Annotated in this window: 16 protein-coding genes; 1 reads left to right on the plus strand and 15 read right to left on the minus strand. The window is 52.7% G+C overall.

Translation table 11 applies throughout. The features are described from left to right. Nucleotides 1-24 precede the first annotated feature (24 nt). The 15 genes from SH302x_RS06210 to SH302x_RS06280 all read right to left on the minus strand — a co-directional run bounded on the left by SH302x_RS06210 (nt 25) and on the right by SH302x_RS06280 (nt 18,057). Entirely contained in the window at nt 25-1,137 is a 1,113-nt protein-coding gene (locus SH302x_RS06210) for an NAD(P)/FAD-dependent oxidoreductase (protein ID WP_479367863.1), read from the minus strand. A 365-nt stretch (nt 1,138-1,502) separates the two neighbouring features. Continuing rightward, nucleotides 1,503-1,925 carry a Fur family transcriptional regulator gene (locus tag SH302x_RS06215; RefSeq protein ID WP_479367864.1) on the minus strand — a complete coding sequence of 141 codons (423 nt, stop codon included), beginning with the start codon at nt 1,923-1,925 and terminating at the stop codon, nt 1,503-1,505. 111 nt (nt 1,926-2,036) lie between these two features. Next, nucleotides 2,037-2,381 (minus strand): hypothetical protein, encoded by a 345-nt coding sequence (locus SH302x_RS06220; protein WP_479367865.1) that lies wholly within the window; start codon nt 2,379-2,381, stop codon nt 2,037-2,039. 31 nt (nt 2,382-2,412) lie between these two features. Beyond that, nucleotides 2,413-2,775, minus strand: coding sequence for an ArsR/SmtB family transcription factor (locus SH302x_RS06225; RefSeq protein WP_479367866.1), 363 nt, complete (start codon nt 2,773-2,775; stop codon nt 2,413-2,415). A gap of 66 nt (nt 2,776-2,841) precedes the next feature. Continuing rightward, entirely contained in the window at nt 2,842-3,708 is an 867-nt protein-coding gene (locus SH302x_RS06230; RefSeq protein ID WP_479367867.1) for a MerC domain-containing protein, read from the minus strand. Nucleotides 3,709-3,945: 237 nt separating this feature from the next. Then, nucleotides 3,946-6,276 carry a PQQ-dependent sugar dehydrogenase gene (locus SH302x_RS06235; RefSeq protein WP_479367868.1) on the minus strand — a complete coding sequence of 777 codons (2,331 nt, stop codon included), beginning with the start codon at nt 6,274-6,276 and terminating at the stop codon, nt 3,946-3,948. 109 nt (nt 6,277-6,385) lie between these two features. Then, nucleotides 6,386-8,131, minus strand: coding sequence for a hypothetical protein (locus SH302x_RS06240; protein WP_479367869.1), 1,746 nt, complete (start codon nt 8,129-8,131; stop codon nt 6,386-6,388). Then, a complete protein-coding gene (locus SH302x_RS06245; protein ID WP_479367870.1) occupies nt 8,128-8,658 on the minus strand; it encodes an RNA polymerase sigma factor in 531 nt (176 codons plus the stop codon). Before SH302x_RS06245 ends, SH302x_RS06240 begins: the two co-directional genes overlap by 4 nt. Nucleotides 8,659-8,986: 328 nt before the next feature. Further along, entirely contained in the window at nt 8,987-10,453 is a 1,467-nt protein-coding gene (locus tag SH302x_RS06250) for an SHD1 domain-containing protein (protein ID WP_479367871.1), read from the minus strand. Nucleotides 10,454-10,490: 37 nt separating this feature from the next. After that, nucleotides 10,491-11,972 (minus strand): IMP dehydrogenase, encoded by a 1,482-nt coding sequence (guaB, locus tag SH302x_RS06255; RefSeq protein WP_479367872.1) that lies wholly within the window; start codon nt 11,970-11,972, stop codon nt 10,491-10,493. Nucleotides 11,973-12,184: 212 nt separating this feature from the next. Then, a complete protein-coding gene (locus SH302x_RS06260) occupies nt 12,185-12,751 on the minus strand; it encodes a peroxiredoxin-like family protein (RefSeq protein ID WP_479367873.1) in 567 nt (188 codons plus the stop codon). A gap of 34 nt (nt 12,752-12,785) precedes the next feature. Beyond that, complete coding sequence (locus SH302x_RS06265; protein ID WP_479367874.1) at nt 12,786-14,168, minus strand: phosphohexomutase domain-containing protein; 1,383 nt, start codon at nt 14,166-14,168, stop codon at nt 12,786-12,788. A 31-nt stretch (nt 14,169-14,199) separates the two neighbouring features. Then, nucleotides 14,200-15,072: a 3-hydroxyacyl-CoA dehydrogenase NAD-binding domain-containing protein gene (locus SH302x_RS06270; RefSeq protein WP_479367875.1), complete on the minus strand. Its 873-nt coding sequence runs from the start codon at nt 15,070-15,072 to the stop codon at nt 14,200-14,202. Then, nucleotides 15,069-16,373: a hypothetical protein gene (locus tag SH302x_RS06275; protein WP_479367876.1), complete on the minus strand. Its 1,305-nt coding sequence runs from the start codon at nt 16,371-16,373 to the stop codon at nt 15,069-15,071. Before SH302x_RS06275 ends, SH302x_RS06270 begins: the two co-directional genes overlap by 4 nt. Before the next feature lie 4 nt (nt 16,374-16,377). Then, the gene (locus tag SH302x_RS06280; protein ID WP_479367877.1) at nt 16,378-18,057 is read right to left on the minus strand and encodes a 30S ribosomal protein S1; all 1,680 of its coding nucleotides are present in this window, start codon (nt 18,055-18,057) and stop codon (nt 16,378-16,380) included. Nucleotides 18,058-18,280: 223 nt separating this feature from the next. Between SH302x_RS06280 and SH302x_RS06285 the strand changes: the two genes are divergently transcribed. After that, a complete protein-coding gene (locus tag SH302x_RS06285; protein WP_479367878.1) occupies nt 18,281-19,930 on the plus strand; it encodes a peptide chain release factor 3 in 1,650 nt (549 codons plus the stop codon). Nucleotide 19,931 lies beyond the last annotated feature (1 nt).

Raw genomic sequence — 19,931 nt, forward strand, 5'->3', positions numbered from 1 at the left:
AACGAGCATGAACGTGCGTTCGAACTAACAGACACATTCTTCGCCGCAGCAGGATAGATCATCCAAGTACATGCCCCACTTGCGATACATTTCTAGTTCCTCGGCTGGCAAGCCGAGGCTGTTGGCAATCGATTTTGCCACGACTGCAAATCGCTGCCGGTACTTGTAGATAAAGCAAAAGATATGCGAGTCATGCCGGACCAAGGGGCCAGCCAAATAAAGCCCGGAGGCTATCGTGGATTCGTCGTTCTCGTTAAGCAGCGGATAATGGTCCGCGCGGAAGTCGAAAAAGGGATGCAAGGGGCCGATGCTGGGCCGAAATCCAGTCGCTAAGATGGGCGGTGAGAATGTGTCGAAGGTTGCTCCCGATACGCAATCAATCTTGTAGCCGCGACGACGCTTGGTCACTTCAAACACTTCTTCATCCGCAACAAAGCGTATCTTGGAACGTATCGCGGGCTGGCGCAGGCGTTCAATCGAGTAAGGAGATAACGCTACGCTGGGGTCAGAGGATTCATCATCCCAGGGATTCCCACGATCGATCAACGTCACTTTATGACCGAGTTTGGCCAAGTTATACGCTGCATCCACACCGCTTTCATAACCACCAATGATGACGTGAGACGTTCCGGCAAGCGACTGCCACGATTGCACTTGGCTGGTGTGTAGGCAATCGTTTGCGCCGGGAAAAACGTTGGTGCGAGGTGTTTGAAATTCCCCTGCGGCCCAGACGACACACTTGCCATGTATCACGCCATCGGAAGTGGTCACGCGAAAGCCCTCTTCCACTTGTTCAACACACAGTACTGCAACTTGGGTGCGCACAGGCAATTCAAAGTGATCAACGACGCTTTGCAAATACGCTGCGAATTGCGGCCCGGAGGGATGTTCAACGCTTAGGCTATAGCCCGGTGAACTGCCGATCGCTACGGAGTTCAAGTCCAGCATGCCAATGGAGTTGGTTGGGAACGAAGGCGTTATGAACCGCATTTCTGCAGGCCACTTGCGAAACGTGCTGCCAACCCCGTTGCGTTCCAGAACTTCATAGTCTTCGATGCCAGCGTGTTTCAAGGCCACCGCGATACCGATACCCGCTGCACCCGCGCCAATCACAATCACATCCTTACGCGCATCCATAGTAAACCTTGAGCGATAAATCCTTGAGTATTGTTTATTGGCTCAGTCCCGAAGCCCCATAACAGGCGCCTGCTCATCCAGGATGCTGAGTTGACTCATCAGGCCCGGCCGATTCGGCAGTATTACACAATATGCAAATGCATACGATTTGCAATATGGGGCGTTCAAGAAAATGTTGGGAAGTTTTCCGCTAGCAGCTTTTGCTCATCGATACGCCGAAAAATCCCATGTAGCAAAAGCGGTACGCGGACCGCATGGGATGAACACAAGATTGTGGGAGCAACGCGAGTTTGCCAGCCTAGTTCAATAGAGAAATTCTGCTGGAGTAGCTACCCATTCAGAAACGGCGAGCGGAAACCGTTGGCCTATCGGCAGTCCTTGCAGTGCCCTTTGAGTAACACGTCCTCAATGCGTCCGATCGACTTAGCGGCCTTCAATTCCACTTGGCTTTCATCCAAACACTGGACGCTGCCGCAATCGACACACAGCAAGTGCGGATGTGCCGATTCAGTGCCGGTCTCATTGTGGACACGTTCATAACGCCAAACATGGTCACCAAGTTCCATGCGTCGCAACAAGCCCGCATCGGCAAGGTCGCCAAGTGCGCGGAACAGCGTCGATTTGTCATAACCGCTGGCCGCCAATTGCTCGGTTACTTCTAAATGCGTCATCGGACGCGAACTTTTAGAAACCAAATTGATGACCGCCATCCGCGCCGGAGTTGCACGCAGATCTTTCGCTCGCAGTAAAGTCCGAGCAATCTCGATGTCATTTTCTTTTTTACTCATTGCCGACCACGTTGAGCAAGCTGTGAAATGTAACAAATGAAGGGGAGGAACCGGAGGCAGTTGCTAACCGGTTCGTGATGTAGCACTTTGAAGTCAATGGAGTTGTGGAAGCTACGCTAGCTTGACAGGTCCATGATTGTCGCAGTGCCCGTTATGCTGGTGGTGCAAGTGACCATCTACCAAGTAATCGACATGATCACCATGTGGCACCGCCTCATGACCGCAGTTGGGACCGTGTACATGGTCCGCTGCATGGCCCGAACAAGCGTGGCCGCTGGTACAAGATGCAGGATTGGTGTCAGTGACATCTAGGCTGTGCTCAACGACAACGCCGCTGTTGTCTTGGTGGTGCAAATGGCCATCGTGTAAGTAATCCACATGATCGCCGTGCACAATGCCGGTATGGCCGCAATTGGTGCCGTGAACGTGGGGGTGATTCTCATGAGTGTGACTCATCGCGAACTCCTTGTGTATTGCTACATAGTTGTTATTCCGCAGGCTCGTCGCCGTGAGCAAGCCCGTTGGCGATCAACTCGGCAATATGCTTGTCCGCGAGCGAGTAAAAGATGTGTTTGCCTTGACGCCGAGTCCGAACCAAGCGTTCGGCTCGCAGCAGTTTCAAACGCTGCGAAATGGCTGACAAATTATCTTGAAGCAACCCCGTGAGTTCAGATACGCACAATTCTTGCTTGGCGAGCAACGACAGCAAACGCAGTCGATTCACATCGCCCAAAGCGCGAAAGATGGCAGAAGCCCTTTCGCACGAATCGACCTCAGCAGGCCGGACGCTAGGGTCGCGCTCCGCATGAGATGACTCTTCGCAAACAATTTCAATTTCTGAACCAGACAAAATATACACCTCGTCAATCAACCAATTGATTGAATGATTGAATAATGAGAACACTTGATCAAATTGTCAAGTGAGAAACTCAGTTTCTGGTTCATCGGAACGGACTTTTTCGCCGCAGCCAGCCGAATTGCAGCAACTGAAGCGAATATTCAAGATATGTGCGATCACCAAAAAGATACCGCCCAAGGGAGTCAGATAGGGTTGCACCTGTACGATTTTCGACGCCGCCGGTGCGCCAAATATTGCCTGTAAATCACTCTCGGCCATCAGCGGTCGACTCCAGTGACCGCCAGTTTGGCCCTCCACGCTAGCTTCGCAACTCTCGCATTGAGAACAGCTTACGCAACTCGCGGCACCAGAACCCCCAGCGACTGTCACCGTTTTTGCAACTTTTGTGACTTCACTCCCGGACTTGCCATGAGCATGGTCGTGCCCTGCATGATCGTGCCCTGCATGATCGTGCCCTGCATGGTCGTGATGAGCATGGTCGTGATGAGCATGGTCGTGATGAGCATGGTCGTGAGCCGAAGCGGCGTTGGCAGTCGACACCAAACGGAATTTACTGAGTTCCGCGGGGGGGGCAGCATCCGCGTGAGAGTGGGTATGGTCGTGGTCATCCGAGCAGCATTGGTCAGGCAAAACAAAGGCAGCGATCATCAGCAGACTGAGCCCAGCGGCAGCAAAAATGGCCACCGACCGACTGCGGTGCGACCGCCAACCCGGCACAATGGCTCGAAGCACCAAAATCGTACACAGAACAGCCACAATTTGATGGAAAAGCGGATCTGCAAGCCATCGTACGGAGGTGATCGACGGTAAGGCGGCCAACAACATAGGGGTGGCTGCACAATGGATGGCACAACCGACCGAGCAGACAACGCCGACGATGTCGGTACTGCGACTTCCAGTAGTTATTGCATGGTTATCCGCCATTGAATCAATCCATTCCAAGTAGACAACGAAGCTTTCCAGCCAATGGTACGACTTCTCAGCCAGCGAAATCAAGCAGAATCTGCCAAACCGCGTCGACCAATCTCAAAAGTGTACCATCCTTCCCCGTTTTTGCAATTCGTTTGCAACTGAGCTCGGTGTAAAATCGTTTTTCTAGCAATTCTACGGTCGCAAGCGAGCCTGACTATGTGTGTTATTTACTAGACCTGCGTACTCCAGTTACTCAGACCGCATTTCTTGAATCCATTGCCGGACCACCTTGCTGCCTATCGGATCGACCAGGTGGGTGCCTAACGGAGGCATCTGCCGAGGCCCCCTCTGGTTGATGCGGAAGTAAAGTTCTGATTCCAGCGGTTTTCCTGGCTTGATGAGCAAGCTTTCCGGCGGCCCTAACTGTCCCTGAGAAGGTAGCTCGTTCACCAAACGCATCGCATCGTCTTGGGAATGAAAACGCATATCGCGATTATGAGGGGCGATCCCGTCGGGGCGATGACAAACCGCACAATTGACCTCCAGCCACGCTCTTGCCACCTCATTGGCGTCACCTTCCGGAAGTTTGATCACGCTGAAAGGATCATCCTGCGTTGCTAAATTGGATTGGGACCGATCGAAATTTCCGAAATGCCAGTCCGGAAATTTTTCTAGATCCGGCGGTGCCACCTTGGGCTTTTCCCGAAACACATCTAATCGAGCAAGCAGCTCAATTTGGTTTTCTGTATCGCCATGGTACTGCAGTTGATGATTCATCTGCCGCGTGGTCATTCCCAGAACAAACCCTTCCGCTTGTGTGTGACATCCAAAACAGTCCGATCGTGATGGGAAGTAGTAAGGTTGAGTCATCATCCCGCTGTCAGTTCGAATGTCGATCGGCTGAAGCTTGGCTCCGTCCAGTAAATGAGCATCCGTCTGTTGATCGTTATACTCATACGTGTATCCCTCCCACCCGCTGGGCGAATGCACCAACAGTCGAGTCTCCAATCGTTTTGCATCGGTCATCGAAGCACGATTTAGATGCATCCAAAACGTTTTTACGAAAACCGTGCCAATGGGAAACTGCCACTTCGCTCGCTCGTCAAAGACAACCTCCCCTTTTTCTGGCAAAGCGATGTAACGATCTTTGACGGCATAGTCGGACCAAAACGGTACATTCAACTCATAGGGAATTAAACCATCTGCAGGTGTGTTTTCAGCTACCGATGCGAAGAGCCCCGTTTCGGAAAGAAGTCGCGGGAACTTAGCCGCGACGGCCTGCAGATCCGCGTCTTTCGGTTTGAGTCGATAGATATTTCCATCAAAAGCACAGAGATACATTTCGCCAAGATGGTCTTCGCCGAAAGCGGCGATCTGCAGTTTGGATTCAGCAACCAAGCGATTCTGCTTCGCTCGCTTGTCGTCCAGTCGGAGGGTCCAGACATTGCCGCTGAGGTAATCGCCATAGAAGTAAGCTCCCTTAAATTCAGTTAGCTCGTTTCCATGATAGACCAGTCCTCCGGTAACGGACTGGCCATCTTGTCGCGAGTACTCAACCACCGGATCAATCAACTCCAGCGGTTTATGCATACCGGTAGGTTCAAAAGGTTGGAAGCCTTCTCGAATGTTCCAACCATAGTTGCCGCCCCGTTCGACGAGATTGATTTCTTCGACGCGATCTTGGCCTACGTCAGCCGCCCAAAGTTGACCGGTCGTGGAATCGAAGGCTAAACGCCAGATGTTTCGGAAACCGTAGGCCCAGATTTCTGGTCTCGCATCAACACGATTCACGAATGGATTGTCTTCCGGTATTCCATACAACAAGTTGCCGGTTCGACGATCAACATCAATCCTTAAAACCGACCCCAACAACGTCTGCAAGTTTTGCCCGTGCAGATGAGGATCGTCGGCCAGACCGCCGTCACCTAATCCAACGTAAAGATAACCATCCGGTCCGAAGCGAATGCTTCCTCCGTTGTGATTGGGATAAGGTTGATCGATTTTCAAAATAACTTCTTCCGTGTCTCGATCAGCGCGATTGGGGTCGCTCGACGAAGTCCGAAAGCGGGACAGCACTGTAGCCCGTGGCCTTGTGGAGTAGTAAACAAAGAACTCACCGTTTGAGCTAAAGTCTGGATGAAAAGCCAAACCCAACAAACCTTCTTCGTTGCCATCGCGAGAGACCACTTCTTGGATATCCAGAAAGACAGATTTTTCTTTGACATCCTCTCGATTTTCAAACACGCATATCAAGCCTTGTTGTTCAACGACAAACAGCCTTTCCGATTTGTCTGGCGCGTACGTTATTTCGACAGGTCGCTTAAACTGCAAATTGGGAAAAGCGATAACAGGTTCCAGCGGAAGTGGATTCGGGGATTGCATTAAGCTACTGGTATCGACGGCTTTGAACTCACTCGGTAATCCACCTTTGCTCGCCGTCTGATTAGATTGCTCAATGCTCGATTGATTGCTCTTTGATTGGTTGCTGTTCGGTGACTCTTGTTGGGCTCGGGCAACTTGTGGGATTATTACGAGCGCACCAAACGCAAGTTGCTTCAATTGAATAGATAGCGTCGCCATAACCAAAACTCTCGTGCAGTCAAAGGTCCATTCGGAAGGTAGCAGGTTCAACGCCGACAGAACGTGAGCGACGTGCGAAAGCCTGCAACGAACCTGTTGCTTCAGCACATCATGTACCAGAGAGATTGGGTGAGCTGGCGGTAGCATAGATGCAAAGTAGCACTAGCGACAGGGATAACCACAAGACTAGATCGCTTTGAACGTAGTCCAGCGCAGTCATGGTTGGTGCATCTGAAAGTCTGTTGAGGCGTTCTCGGGCAATAGTTTTGGGAATGTCGTGGTACTCGGATAGATCAAAGAGAGCATTCGGCCTTAAGTAGGCACGGAGCATCCCAAGTTGCAATTCTGCAGGCACTCCATAATGCTCAATTAGCTCTACCGCTGCTAGAGTAGCTCGTAGATCGCTGTCTTTCCACTTTCCCGAAAGTGAGAAGCCGCCAGCGTTTCGAAATGGCCCGGCGTTCGTTACCTGATGTGCAATCAGCCAAGCATGAACGTCCTGGCGACGTTCTTGGAAATCAATAGTGGAGTCAAATCGATTTAGCAGTTCGGTAAGCAAAAGCGAATTACGCAGTCGTTGATAATCTCCTCGCTCTGTGTCTAGCTGACGCCAGCTAGCTCGCAGTCGTCCAATAAGAATTCTTCGCTCATCAATGCCTAACGAAGTGTCTGCATAAGCTGCTATCTTCGCGTACAGACCACTGATACTCGAAATTGGTCGACCCCCTAACGCTGGCTCCAGCAGTTGTCGTCGCGTCAAGGCTTCATTTTGCTTCGTCCAGGTCTTCGTTGGCGGGACGAGTCCCAGTCTGGCAGCAGCCATCGCGGCATAAAAGTTATTTTTGAGGTCTTCTTCTAGTACATCATTCACTGTGGACGAATGGTAACTGTTACCGCTGTCATTCATCCATTTCACTGCATCCGCCCAATCTGACCATGAAGCTCCACGGCTGCTATCAAAGTTTTCTGCAAAATTACGAATACGTGAGACACTGTCTTTGCCCCAATACGAATAGCTGCATCCAGCAACAATCAAGATCGCGACTAGAATGAGTCCCAACGGCGTCAGCTTGTTATTGGCGGCCAGCTGAGAGCGTTGCCGTTGACCAGTTTGAGGCTGTCTCGAGTGCAATGCGATTGCCGACAGAATACAGGCACCCGCGACTAACACTCCAGTAACTAGATTGGGATCGAGCAATTGAGTACTGTTCCTGGATTGGCTCACTTGCGCAAGCAGCCCCAGTGTCGCGGCACACATTCCGCCAATCATTCCTCGGTCGACTAAGTTCGCATTGGCGAGCATGCGAATCAAGGTGACTGCGGCAGCCCCTGAACATAGAAGGGCTAGTATCATCGGAGATGACCAGCCCAAAAAAGGCGATACGATCGTTACCGTGAAAACACCCACTGCTATCCATCCATAGCGTAACCACCATGTTTTGATTACGAGATTTGCTTGCTGCTGATCAAAAGTGTTGGTAGCTTGGCCTTCTTGGGAGAAGCGTATTCTAACCATCGCCAAGAAGGTCAGCCCGCTCATGAGAAAGCAGAGCATGGGAAACGCCATCACCACGACTAGCTTCTTCCCAATTGTCATCCCAGAAAATGCGATTGGAGCGACTTTGTTTGCAGTGCTTTCGGACAAGAGATAAAGAGGCGCAAAGGAAGCAGCGACGCGAAGCCAATCGTTTCTACTGTTGGGAGCGACATCGCCCTTTGAGTTTGCATGACTTTTCACTGTCTTTGCCGCTTCAACGCGACGCAGAATCGCTGAACGAAAAGACTCTTTGTTAGGCCGAAAACGCTCGAGAGCGTTGCGTATTTCCAACTCATCTATCAGGAGTGCTGGTTTCATAACAATAGTGCCTTGCTTATCTCGATTTCCGAGTTCACGTCATTTAATCGCTGTCTTAAAAGCCTTCGCGCCTGGTACAGCCGCCCCTCGACTGCTTTTGATGATATAGACAACAATGCTGCGACATCAGAAACGGATGTTTCATCTAAATAATGCATCAACACAACTTGTCGATACTTCGATGGCAACCTTTCAATCTCCGCTTGCAATCGCAGCAGGCGTGGGTCCGCGTCGTATGTTTTGGCGTTGAATGCGTCAAGAGATTCAGTCGGTGCGAGCAGCACGCGTTGACTGCGTCTGTGCTGACTGCGTGCCCAGTTGCGAAACTTGTTCTTGGCTATGCCGCGCAGCCAGCGTCCGTACACCGAAGTGTCGCATGTATCTCCACGGCAGTTTGAGCGGCTAAGAAATGCATCGGCAAGAGTGTCTTGCGCAAGTTCGACGGCTTCGAACGCGGGAACACCCCAAGAGATTAACAGCCCTGTCAGCGGGCTGCCGAACTTATCGATACTCTGTTGAAGGTCCAACGTGCCCTGCTCCTGTGTGCTTTCCAACCGCAGTTGTCTACACAAGGTAGTTGCCGAACCGCATCAAATCACACAAGAAAAGCGACGAGATTTACAAAAAGTAGCTACAGGTTGCCAGCAGTAAGCAAATGGGTCGGCAGCCCATGCCCAGCACTTGTCGTTGACCACCGCTAATGAATGGCCTTCTAGGCGGCCATTTTAGCCCAGATTTCCATGCGTCTCACCGAGATAGATTCGCATGGACCCGCGAACAGAGGAGCTCTTAATTGAGGTCTCCTCAAATTCGTTGGACAATCCAAAACCCAAACAATGACTCCTGACACCTTTTCTATGGCAGGATCATGACTGCACCGGTGATGACCCCAGCTTGAGCGGCCGCTCCGCGAAGGCTCAGCGGCACTGGAGCGACCGTCCAAGGTGCACAGTTGCCTGGGCGATAGTAGCCCAAAGCATACTGACATTCGCTCATCGGATTGATTGCCATCTTGTATGGCAAGAACAAAGTGTTTCCAAAGAAATGTGCAGTGGAGATCAACGGCTGCGCGACTGGACCAAACTCATGTCCATAACGCTCAAGCTGTGTGTCTTCGTAGTACAGAGGCTTATGGCAAAGGCCAGAGGCTCGCCAAGTCACGGTCGATGCCACATACTCGCGTTGGGGTGCTTCATCGCCAGACACGCCGCAGCTTACCGGCAGCCACCACGCTTCTGCTACATAGACGTGATCCTCATCGCTTAAGTCTCGCAAGAAGATCGCTTCACGTTGTCCATCGGCAGTTTCGATTTCGATCGCATCGTAACGCAAGTCAATCAAGCGGCCTTCGACAATAAACCGACCGCGGTAATCCTTCCAAGCTCGCATCGGAGCCTTTTCCGCGAAGTTGTCTCGGCGCTGTGTTGGCGATTCCGAACTCTTGGGGCCAACGCCGAAGCCTGGGGACACATCTAAATTGATCTTTTGAATCTTTGCGTTGACGAGCTCACTGCGGATCGCGTCGCAATCTTCCAGTCTGCCCTGCCCTTGTTGCGGCGGTTTGAATGGACTGGCTGCGCGAGGTTGAGCCGGCGCGTCTGACGGGCTATTCTCTGCATCGGGACGGTCGCTGCGCCCATTGGGCAAGAATGGAGTCGGTGGATTGAAGTCGCCATCTTGTGGAGCGAGCAGCGAGCGTTGGCCTTCACGGCTGGGAGCTGCGGGAGTGGGGTCAGGCAGTTGTAACTCATCGGCCGCCGATGGCGGATCCTGCAAGCCCTGCGAGGGCAGTTCAAACTGCGCAGGGCGTACGTTGCTGGCCGACGAACTGTTGCGTGAAACCCAGACGACGTCTTGGACCGGAGTGGTTGACGTCGCATTGCCAGGCTGCACATGCGCGGCTTGACTGGCCTGAGTGCGCTGTTGTCGCAGTTGATGAATTTCTTGGGACGACCGTATGTTCGTTTGCGTTGCAGCGGCTGAGGTCGTTGAGGGGGATGGGCTGGTTGCTTGCGAAGGTCGCGGAGCTTGCGTTGTATCGAACGCGGCCGCATTGGAAATGTTTGCGCGATTTGACGATTCCGAAACGCTGCGCCATCGAACAACCGTTGTCTCGCCACTGTTGGCCGGCGTGCTAGAGCTGGCTCGTAGCGAGTTAGATGGAGTCGAACTGCCCGTACGCGGGTTGCTGAGCTGCTGGATGTTTTGGCTAGCTTGAAACGGCTCAGGAGACCAAGAGGTGGTTTGAGCCCGGGCGAGCGAGCTGCCAGCGGTTAAAATCAAAAAGCAAGCCGCAGACGCTGCGCCCCCCTGCAGCGTCATGCGGCTTGCCTTTGAATGCGTAGAATGATCAATTAGCTTAGTTGTGCTGATCGTTGGAACCGAATTCAGGGCTGTAATTCGGCGACTCTTGCGTGATTGCAATGTCGTGCGGATGGTTTTCGCGAACCGTGGCAGGCGAGATTTTGATGAAGCGAGCATCCTTGCGTAGTTCCTCAATTGTTTTAGTTCCGCAATAACCCATCCCAGCTCGCAGTCCACCAACCAACTGGTATACATAGTCTGCAAGCGGGCCTTTGAACGGCACTCGACCTTCGACACCTTCAGGAACCAGCTTGGAAAGCTGATCCTGGCTGCCTTGTCGGTAGCGTTCGCTGCTGCCTTTGACCATTGCTCCCAAGGAACCCATTCCTCGGTACGCTTTGAACGTCCGACCTTGGTACAGGATCGTACGTCCAGGGCTTTCGGCCAGCCCGGCAAACAGTCCTCCGATCATGACGCAGTTCGCCCCCGCAGCAATCGCTTTGGCGATATCGCCGCTGTAGCGGATACCGCCATCGGCGATAGTTGGAATCCCGGCCGCGTTGGCTGTTTTGGTCGCGTTGTAGATCGCGGTGATTTGGGGAACACCCACACCGGAGATCACTCGCGTCGTACAAATCGAGCCAGGGCCAATACCAACCTTGATCGCATCAGCTCCGGCGTCGGCTAGGTCCGCAGCGCCCTCTTGGGTTGCTACGTTGCCAGCGATGACGTCAATTCTGAATTGCTCTTTCAGCTTTCGCACTGTTTCAATCACATTGCTGGAATGTCCATGAGCGCTATCCACGATCAAAACATCCACGCCGCGTGAAATGAGGTGCTCCGCACGCTCTAGGTCGAACACGCCGATCGCGGCACCAACACGCAATCGCCCCTTCGCGTCTTTGCAAGCACGCGGGTAGCGATTCATCATGTCGATGTCCTTGATCGTGATGAGTCCTGTTAGTTTGTATTCTTCGTCAACCAGTAAAAGTTTCTCTACCTTTTTTTTCGTTAAAATCTGCTCAGCTTCCGCAAGCGTTACATTCCCCGTGGCCGTTACCAAATTTTCCTTGGTCATTACCTGGGAAATCTCAAGATCTGAGGATTCTAAGAAACGTAAATCGCGCCGCGTCAAAATTCCAACTAATTTATTGCTAGCATCCACAATCGGTACGCCCGAAACATTTTGCTCCTTCATGATCGCCTGAGCTCGGCTGACTTTATCCCCCGGTTGCAGGGTCACGGGGTCAGAGATAATGCCGTTGGCGCTGCGTTTGACCTTCGTGACTTCCTCCCCTTGAGCTTCAATCGACATGTTCTTGTGGATTACCCCCAAGCCCCCTACTTTCGCCAAAGCGATCGCCATTTCGCTTTCGGTCACGGTATCCATCGGGGAGGAGATCAGCGGGATATGCAGCCGAATGTTGCGAGTTAACTGCGAGCTAACATCGGTCTCTGAGGGCACGATTTCGCTGTAACGAGGTTCAAGCAAAACATCGTCAAAAGTGATGCCAGAATAGGCGAGCTTGTCTTCCATAGCGCCAATATAGCCGGGTGTTTCCACCAAGCTCTTTCGTCAAGTGAGTCTAACGGTCGTGGAAACCGGCAGATTATGGGCAGGCGGGGCAGATTTGGCAATCCGCCCTGGGTAGCAGGCAGTCTCCGACTGCCGTCCGCAAAAAATCGTTACAACGGTTACGGCACACGGAGTGGCCCTTCGGCTTGGTTACGGCACACGGAGTGTGCCTACTACTTTGGCAACTCCATCCTACTTTTCCATTGGCTCAGGATGTAATCCACTGGCCAAACGTCGGCTGCATGCTGAGCGTAATGGCAGGCAACCATGCGGCCTGATGAGTCGATGAGGAAATCTGCTGGCAAAACAAACGGATTCTGCTGCTCCTTGGGCAACCGCAATCCTGTACGAAAGATTTCTCGAACCGCAGTCCACCAAGTCCTTGGATCCGCAACAGATCGCAGCGACGTTCCCACTCCAAACAGTTTATACAACTCGCGGTTGGGGTCAGCGATCACCGCGATCGGCAACTGGTCTTGAAAGCGTTTGGTCTCGTCCACCGACGAATGAAACACTACGACCGACTGAATACCGGCCGCTCGCAATTGGTCCACGCGCTGCAGATAAGCTCGCAGTGCCACGTTGCAGATCGGACAACCCGCAAAACGACGAAACATCAAATGCGTCGCTTCTGCGGAATCAGGAATCGTCACCATCTGGTCAGCGATGGTCATACGCTGCAGTGGGAAAAAATCTGGCACGTCACCGTTGGAGAACTTTTGTCGTTGAGCAGACTTCATGATGACGCCAAGGTTGGAGTAATTTACTAGGCTTCTACGACAGCGATTGCACGATTGTTTTAGCTTGGCTCACTAGCTGCTCGGCTCGCGCTTCGGATTCCGCTTCGCAAATGAAACGAATGATCGGTTCTGTGTTGCTGCCGCGGACCAGCAGCCAAGCGTCGGGCCAATCTAAACGCAGGCCGTCCAGGTTCGAGCACTCGGGGGCGGACATCTTGCTTTGAATCGCATCGGCAGCCGCTGAGGGTGAAAGCGAGCCCAGGTCAATTTTGTCTTTGAGCATCACTAGCGCAGGAAGCTCTGCCACGACTTGCTCAAGGGTAAGATCGCGACGCGCCAATAACTCCAAGACGCAGGCCATACCTACAAAGCTATCTCGCACCCAGCCGATGCGAGGATCGATCGGCCCTCCGCTGCCTTCGCCACCATACAGCGCCTTATGTTGCAGCATGCCATCGACGACGTTCGCTTCGCCGACTTTTGTTCGGTAAAACGGAACGCCGAACCTTTCTGCGAGCCGTTGGGACATCGATGAACTGGCACAATTGGTTACGATCGCGCCGGGGAAACTCAACTGGGGATCGGCCGTCATCAGATGCTTACGAATCTCTAGTGCATTCAGCATACAGAGCACAGACGTATATTCTTCACCGATGTAGCGGCCTTGGGAATCGATAATGGCCAGCCGATCGGCGTCAGGGTCTTGGCAAAAGCCGATATCATAGCTCTGCTCACGAACTTGATCGGCAATGGCTTGTAAGTTACCGGCTAGTGGTTCCGGGGGATGAGCGAACTGGCCCGTCGGTGCTTCGCCGCAGATGGTGACTTCGCAACCGAGCTTTTCCAGCAGTAAGCGTCCCAGCCCTGCTCCACTGCCATGATTGCTGTCGAGCAGCACTTTGAAGCGACGCTTGCGGATCGATTCAACATCGACAATCTCGCATAATCGAGCAAGGTGGCCCGCATGCGGTTGGTCGATTTGCTCACACGTTCCAATCGCGGTAACGGACTTCCAGGCGGATTGGTTGGCAAGGTACGCATCGCGGACCGCCATTCCGGGTGCTTGGGGTATAACGCGTCCTGCTTCATTAAACAGCTTGATACCGTTGTAAGGTCGTGGATTATGCGAGGCAGTGATTTGAATGCCTGCGGTGGCCTTCAGCAATCGGACCAATACGCCTACCGTTGGCGTCGCGGCAACATCGGCGTCCAAGACGGTTTTTCCGTGTCCGATCAGCGTAGCGATTGCAGCATGTTTGAGCATCAGGCCGCTTTCACGACCGTCTCGCGAAATGACAACCGGACCGGGTGGCAGTTGGCTGCAAAACGCGGAGATGTAGCGAACGACGGTCGCGGGCGTTAGTTCGGTACCGATGATGCCGCGCAGACCGGAGACGCTGATAATGGGTTCTGACATGACGTTAGTGAGAAAAGAAAGTTGTTGAAGATCACTTATCTTGGCTGTAATCGAAGAAGCCCGCGCCGGACTTCCAACCTAGTTTACCTTGAGCGACCAATGGTTCTAAGATCTGAATCATACGGTCAATGGAAGCGTCGTCCTGTGCCCAACGCGCGTTGCGAAGGACTTGCAGGACAACATCCACGCCGATGCGGTCGATGATGCCGATGGGGCCAAGTGGCATTTTGGTGACAGTCTTCCACGCTAGATCAATTTGCTCAGGCGTTGCCACTTTGCGATCGATCAATTCCAAGGAACTCTTGAGCAGCGACTGCAGCATCCAATTGAAGACATATCCCGAATTCTCGACATGTTGTACTAGGGGCGTCTGGCCAATACGGCCCGCGAACTCCACGAGCAGGGAGACAACCGCCGGTTCGCAAACTGGCCCGGGGACAATATCTACCAGCGTGGCATAAGCCACGGGCACATGGAAATGCAGATGAGCAAATCGCTTCGGCGACACGACATAGCGGCTCAGTTGGCTGGGCAAGAAGTAAGAACTGTTCGAAACGATAATGGTTGGGTTGGTAAACCGCTCCGAGTATGTCTTCAAGACCTTGCGTTTGACTGAGCTTTGTTCGGAAACGCTTTCAATCACCAGATCAATGTTCGTTGGTAACTGGTGGGCTGGCGCAGAAGTCAGCGATCGCTTCAGTGCATCGATGTGTTCTGCTTGCCACACGCCGTCGCGAATTTGTTCCTGAGCATACTCCAGCGTCATTTCGATCGCTCGAACTTGCGTGGCTGGGTCGGCATCGGTGATCCAGGTTTGGATTCCATGAGCTGCAGTTTGCGCCGCAATTTGGCGACCGGTCCAACCCGCTCCAACAACGAGAACCTGACGTATCGATTCGATCATGGAAGCGGTATGTCTTCTACGTAAAACTCGATGGGGTGTTCCACCAAAGCAGCCGGAGCAGAAAACACGAATTGGTAATCGGCTAAAGAGCCTGTGTTTTCGAAATTGACCGTGATGCCGACTTCTGATTCGTTCATCAAGTAAGTCTGCCAACCGAAGTTTTTGACAATCTCGCCTTGGCCATTGATCGCGTATGCTTCGTTCAAAATCAGCCAGTTTCGAAAGGAATCCAAGCGTATTTCGCTTTCGCCAAGCTGTAGCAGCAAGTCGACTTGAACGACTTCGCCGTTGACTCGGGCGTCTTCGATGCTGGCGATAATGTTCCCGATTTGTCGCTGGTTGGTTACGCGTTGATCGAGATTCTTGAACTTGATTGCGACAGGGGAGCTGGGGATCGACGCGATGAATTTACCGGTCAATCGAGTTAAAGTTTTCGCGGTACGCGGCGGCAGGGCCAAGGCTAGCTCAAATTCGGTTTGAGAAGATTGCGTAGGCGAGATCTCAGATTGATAGTTCTCGACGGATTCAATCAACGCACCGGTATCGCATTCACCCAGGATGCTTTCCTTGTCCAGCTTGAACAACAAAGGACGCAGTCGTGGTTCCCAGCTTAACTGAACCGTCACTCGCAATGCGTCTAAGGTTGGGTTCTCGAAAGATCGTGTCGCATTTGTGCTGACCGCTTCCATGCGAAATGGGCCACTGTATTGGCCTCGTTCCGACCGATTGAGGCCGAACGCTCGTCCTGGTCGAAGCGCCAGTGTATCCGGTTCACCATACGGGAAGACCGATAGCTGGTGTTTGTCGCAGAGGTCGTCAATGACTTTCCAAAAGGACTCATTTCGATAATCCACCATGACCTTAGGTTCCGGCATTTCGGCCGAGAAGCTCTCGCTGTCAAGACTGATGTTGTTGCCGGTACTGGCCGCAATTTTTTGAATCGCCGTGGTCAACGAGTACGAACCGCTGAGCGAAACTGTGCGCTCGCGTAGAAACTCTTTGATCGCTTCGCTTTGCAGAGCTTCAAAGACCAAAGCCAATTGTTGTTGGGCGTCGCCTTGTAAACGTTGGTCTTCGAAAACAGTTTGGACGATTGGCAAAGCGGCCGGTCCGATGGCAATTAACCTTCGTCGGGCCGTGTCGCGTTTGTCGATTGAGCCGTCGCCTAGATCATTGATCAGTTGCAAAACCATTTCTTGGATCTTCAACTGCGATTCTTCTGCGGCAGGCTGCGGTTGGGCAAAGACCGCCGTCGCGTAGCAACACAGCAGAAGGAAACTGATCAAGCGAGGCACAGGCATAGCGTCACCACTTTAGTCCAAATTGTTCGCCGCCGCTGCCGGTACCAACGCCACCTTTGAGCGTTTCGTGACGTTTAGCCACGGCTGGTTTGCGGACAGGTTCCTCAGCCACCTCTTCCTTGGGTTGTTCCGATTCGTTGACAGGTGCAGCCATTGCTTGTTTGATCGAAAGCGACATGCGTTGTGCTTCACTATCGATCGACAGCACTTTGACTTCGACCTCTTGTCCCTCTTGAACGACCGAAGAGGCCGTGGAGATGCGGCGGTGAGAGATTTCAGAGATATGCACAAGGCCTTCGATCGCCGGCGCGACCTTAACAAACACACCAAAAGCAGCGATACGAGTAATCGTCCCCTTCACCACCGCGCCAAGAGGAAAGCGGGCGTCGATGCCAGTCCAAGGGTGATCGTCCATCGATCGCAACGAGAGACCGATCTTACCGGTTTCGGCGTCTAGTTTCTCGATACGGACTTTGACTTTATCCCCTTCTTTGACCACTTCACTGGGGTGTTTGACTTTTTCCCAAGACATTTGGCTGATGTGAATCATGCCGTCCAAACCGCCTAAGTCGACAAACGCACCGAAGTCCTTGATAGAACGCACGGTGCCTTCGACCATATCACCGACGGAGATTGCCGCGAGACGTTCTGATTTCTTCGCTTGGCGTTCGCGTTCGAGAATTGCACGATGGGAAAGTACCAAGTTGCCACGGCGTTCGTTCGCTTCGGTAATGACGCAAGTCAAAGTTTGACCGACATAGGAGCTAGCGTCTTCGATTCGATACTCGCTGATTTGGCTCATGGGAATAAAGCCGCGGATAGTGCCGACTTTGCATTCCAAACCGCCGGTATTGGCTGATTCGATCTTGGCTTCGACAATCGAGCCGCTTTCGATATCGGACCAATCGTCTACCGAAACGGCCTCGCCGGGGATTGCGAGCATGTAGAGCCCTTCGGCTTCATCGAAGCCACGCACAATACAATCCAACTGTTGACCGACTTGCGGCATGTCCATGAACTGCAGCAGCGGAACGACGCCTTCATCGGGACCACCCAAAGAGAAAAATACATTATCGCTGTGGATCTTCAGGACTTTGGCGGGATAGCGTTGACCAGCTTCCAACCGACGGCCTACTTGCAGCGACTTATCGCCGATCATCAGGGCATCGAGGTCGGCATCTTGAATCGCCGCTTCCAGTTCGCTCATTTGATCGTCGCTCAATGGAGTCCGAGCGGTTGGCACGGCGATGCGTGGCGCGACAAAGCGATTGGAATCCGTTTCGGGCTTGTCACGCTCTGGTCGACGATTGCCTCGCTTGTCCTTGCCTTTTTCCGATGAAGCTGGAGATGCGTCGGCAGAAGTTTGCGGTGCAGCTTCCGAAGCGTCCGATGAATCCGAATCCGAAGTCTCGTCCGATTCCGTAGTCGCTTTTGGTTTAGGTCCTGCGTTTTGCTTTTTCGCTGGACGGTTATCTGGACGCTGCTTGGGCGACGACTGAGCGCTTTCCAGTGCCTGTCGCATGGCACGAATTTTTTCCAGGTTCAGCGGACCGTCTTGGCCCGCGATGGAGGCCGCAGAAGTGTGGTGCGAAGGGGCCTGGGCCGCGGAGGAAGCGGGCAAAGCGTGCGCGGTGGATTCGTTCGGGTTGGAATCGACAGCAGGCTGCGAAGAATCGGAACTCATGGTAACTGGGAAAGCGATAAAAATGCGGCAAATACGGTTCGTCGTCACGGCAACGCGAAATCGCGAGTCTTGCATTCTAGCATCTACTAGCCAATCGCCAAAGTCGTACGCAGCACTTGTCGTCGGCTTTATTTATCTCAGGATTACTCTGTTTAATCGGTGAACTTGCTATAACATTGTCTCTTGTCCGTGTCCCAAAATTTAGCTTCCGAATACTACCTTCATGAACGATTCCAAGGCTTCTTCCATAACTCTTCCAACCGATGATGAAGCCGCTTGCGCCTCGGAAGTAGACCAACAACGCCAGCGACGAAGAACGTTTGCGATCATTTCGCACCCAGATGCGGGTAAAACCACGTTGACTGAAAAACTGTTGCTTTTCGGTGGTTCCATCGATGTCGCAGGTGCGGTGCGAGGTCGCAAAACGCAGCGATCTGCTACTTCCGACTGGATGGAATTGGAGAAGCAACGCGGGATCTCCATCAGCTCGACCGCCTTGACGTTTCAGTATGGGGACTGCCACATTAACCTGCTGGATACGCCGGGTCACCATGACTTCAGCGAGGACACTTACCGCACCCTGATGGCGGCTGATGCCGCGGTGATGGTGATCGACCTTGCAAAAGGTATCGAAACTCAGACCGAAAAACTTTTCCAGGTATGCGCGCTGCGCAAATTGCCGGTCATCACGTTTGTCAACAAAGTCGACCGGCCAGGACGCAGTCCACTGGAAATCTTGGATGAAATTGAACGCCGTTTTTCCGTGGAACCAATTCCGCAGAACTGGCCGCTTGGCAGCGGCAACGATTTTCGAGGCTTTATCGATCTGAAATCCGAAGACATTCACTTGTTCGAGGACAAAAGCGGCAGCCGCAGGATCGATTCTTCGGTGATTGGCTGGTCCGATCTAGCGTCGCATGATGTGGATGAAAAAACGGCGATCACTACACGCGAAGAGGTGGACTTGATCCAATCGGTTGGTCCAAAAATAGATAGTGAGATGTTTCTGCGTGGAGCTCAAACGCCTGTCTTCTTTGGAAGCGCGCTGACGAACTTTGGTATCGAGTATTTTTTGGATGGCTTTTTGAAGCTCTGCCCAGCCCCAGCTAAATTGCAAGCCACAAATCAATCATCTACAAGCAATTCATCAGCACGCTTTTCAGGCTTCGTCTTTAAGATTCAAGCGAATCTAGATCCACGCCATCGCGACCGGGTGGCCTTTCTGCGTGTATGTACCGGGAAGTTTGAACGTGATATGGAAGTGACTGTTGCACGCAGCGGCAAGAAACTGCGATTACCCAGAGCGCTACGTATTTTCGGACAAGATCGATTCACCATGGATGAGGCTTATCCCGGCGACATTATTGGCCTGGTCTGCCCTGGCGAGTTTCGATTGGGCGATACACTGTGCGAGGGAGAGATTGTTCAATACGAACCATTGCCTCAGTTCTCGCCGGAATTTTTTGCCGTGCTCGAATGCGCAGACACTTCGCGACGCAAGCAGTTCGATCGCGGCGTCGAACAGTTGGTCGAGGAAGGTGCAATTCAAGTTTTCCATGATGCCAACGCCACCCGGCGTGAGACCATCTTGGCAGCCGTGGGAGAACTGCAATTCGATGTGGTGCGATTTCGTTTGGAATCTGAATACAACGCTCCAACGACGCTCAGTTGGCGCTCTTACAAATTTGCACGCTGGTACGTCCCGCCAGCAGAAGGTAACGGTAAAATCAAGTTGCCGCATTCGGGCAAGCGCGTCTTGGATCAGTTCGGCAACCACGCCATCCTGCTGCAGTCCGATTGGGACCTTCGCACCCTAACTCGCGAAAATCCTGACGTGACTTTCCATGCCATTCATAATGCATCCATGCATTAAA

Source organism: Njordella calcicola, from assembly GCF_056494125.1.

What these genes read in the sequence shown, in the direction of transcription:
- SH302x_RS06210 (WP_479367863.1), bottom strand. Translation starts at nt 1,137, where the DNA reads ATGGATGCGCGTAAGGATGTGATTGTGATTGGCGCGGGTGCAGCGGGT.
- SH302x_RS06215 (WP_479367864.1), bottom strand. Translation starts at nt 1,925, where the DNA reads ATGAGTAAAAAAGAAAATGACATCGAGATTGCTCGGACTTTACTGCGA.
- SH302x_RS06220 (WP_479367865.1), bottom strand. Translation starts at nt 2,381, where the DNA reads ATGAGTCACACTCATGAGAATCACCCCCACGTTCACGGCACCAATTGC.
- SH302x_RS06230 (WP_479367867.1), bottom strand. Translation starts at nt 3,708, where the DNA reads ATGGCGGATAACCATGCAATAACTACTGGAAGTCGCAGTACCGACATC.
- SH302x_RS06235 (WP_479367868.1), bottom strand. Translation starts at nt 6,276, where the DNA reads ATGGCGACGCTATCTATTCAATTGAAGCAACTTGCGTTTGGTGCGCTC.
- SH302x_RS06240 (WP_479367869.1), bottom strand. Translation starts at nt 8,131, where the DNA reads ATGAAACCAGCACTCCTGATAGATGAGTTGGAAATACGCAACGCTCTC.
- SH302x_RS06250 (WP_479367871.1), bottom strand. Translation starts at nt 10,453, where the DNA reads ATGACGCTGCAGGGGGGCGCAGCGTCTGCGGCTTGCTTTTTGATTTTA.
- guaB (WP_479367872.1), bottom strand. Translation starts at nt 11,972, where the DNA reads ATGGAAGACAAGCTCGCCTATTCTGGCATCACTTTTGACGATGTTTTG.
- SH302x_RS06260 (WP_479367873.1), bottom strand. Translation starts at nt 12,751, where the DNA reads ATGAAGTCTGCTCAACGACAAAAGTTCTCCAACGGTGACGTGCCAGAT.
- SH302x_RS06265 (WP_479367874.1), bottom strand. Translation starts at nt 14,168, where the DNA reads ATGTCAGAACCCATTATCAGCGTCTCCGGTCTGCGCGGCATCATCGGT.
- SH302x_RS06270 (WP_479367875.1), bottom strand. Translation starts at nt 15,072, where the DNA reads ATGATCGAATCGATACGTCAGGTTCTCGTTGTTGGAGCGGGTTGGACC.
- SH302x_RS06275 (WP_479367876.1), bottom strand. Translation starts at nt 16,373, where the DNA reads ATGCCTGTGCCTCGCTTGATCAGTTTCCTTCTGCTGTGTTGCTACGCG.
- SH302x_RS06280 (WP_479367877.1), bottom strand. Translation starts at nt 18,057, where the DNA reads ATGAGTTCCGATTCTTCGCAGCCTGCTGTCGATTCCAACCCGAACGAA.
- SH302x_RS06285 (WP_479367878.1), top strand. Translation starts at nt 18,281, where the DNA reads ATGAACGATTCCAAGGCTTCTTCCATAACTCTTCCAACCGATGATGAA.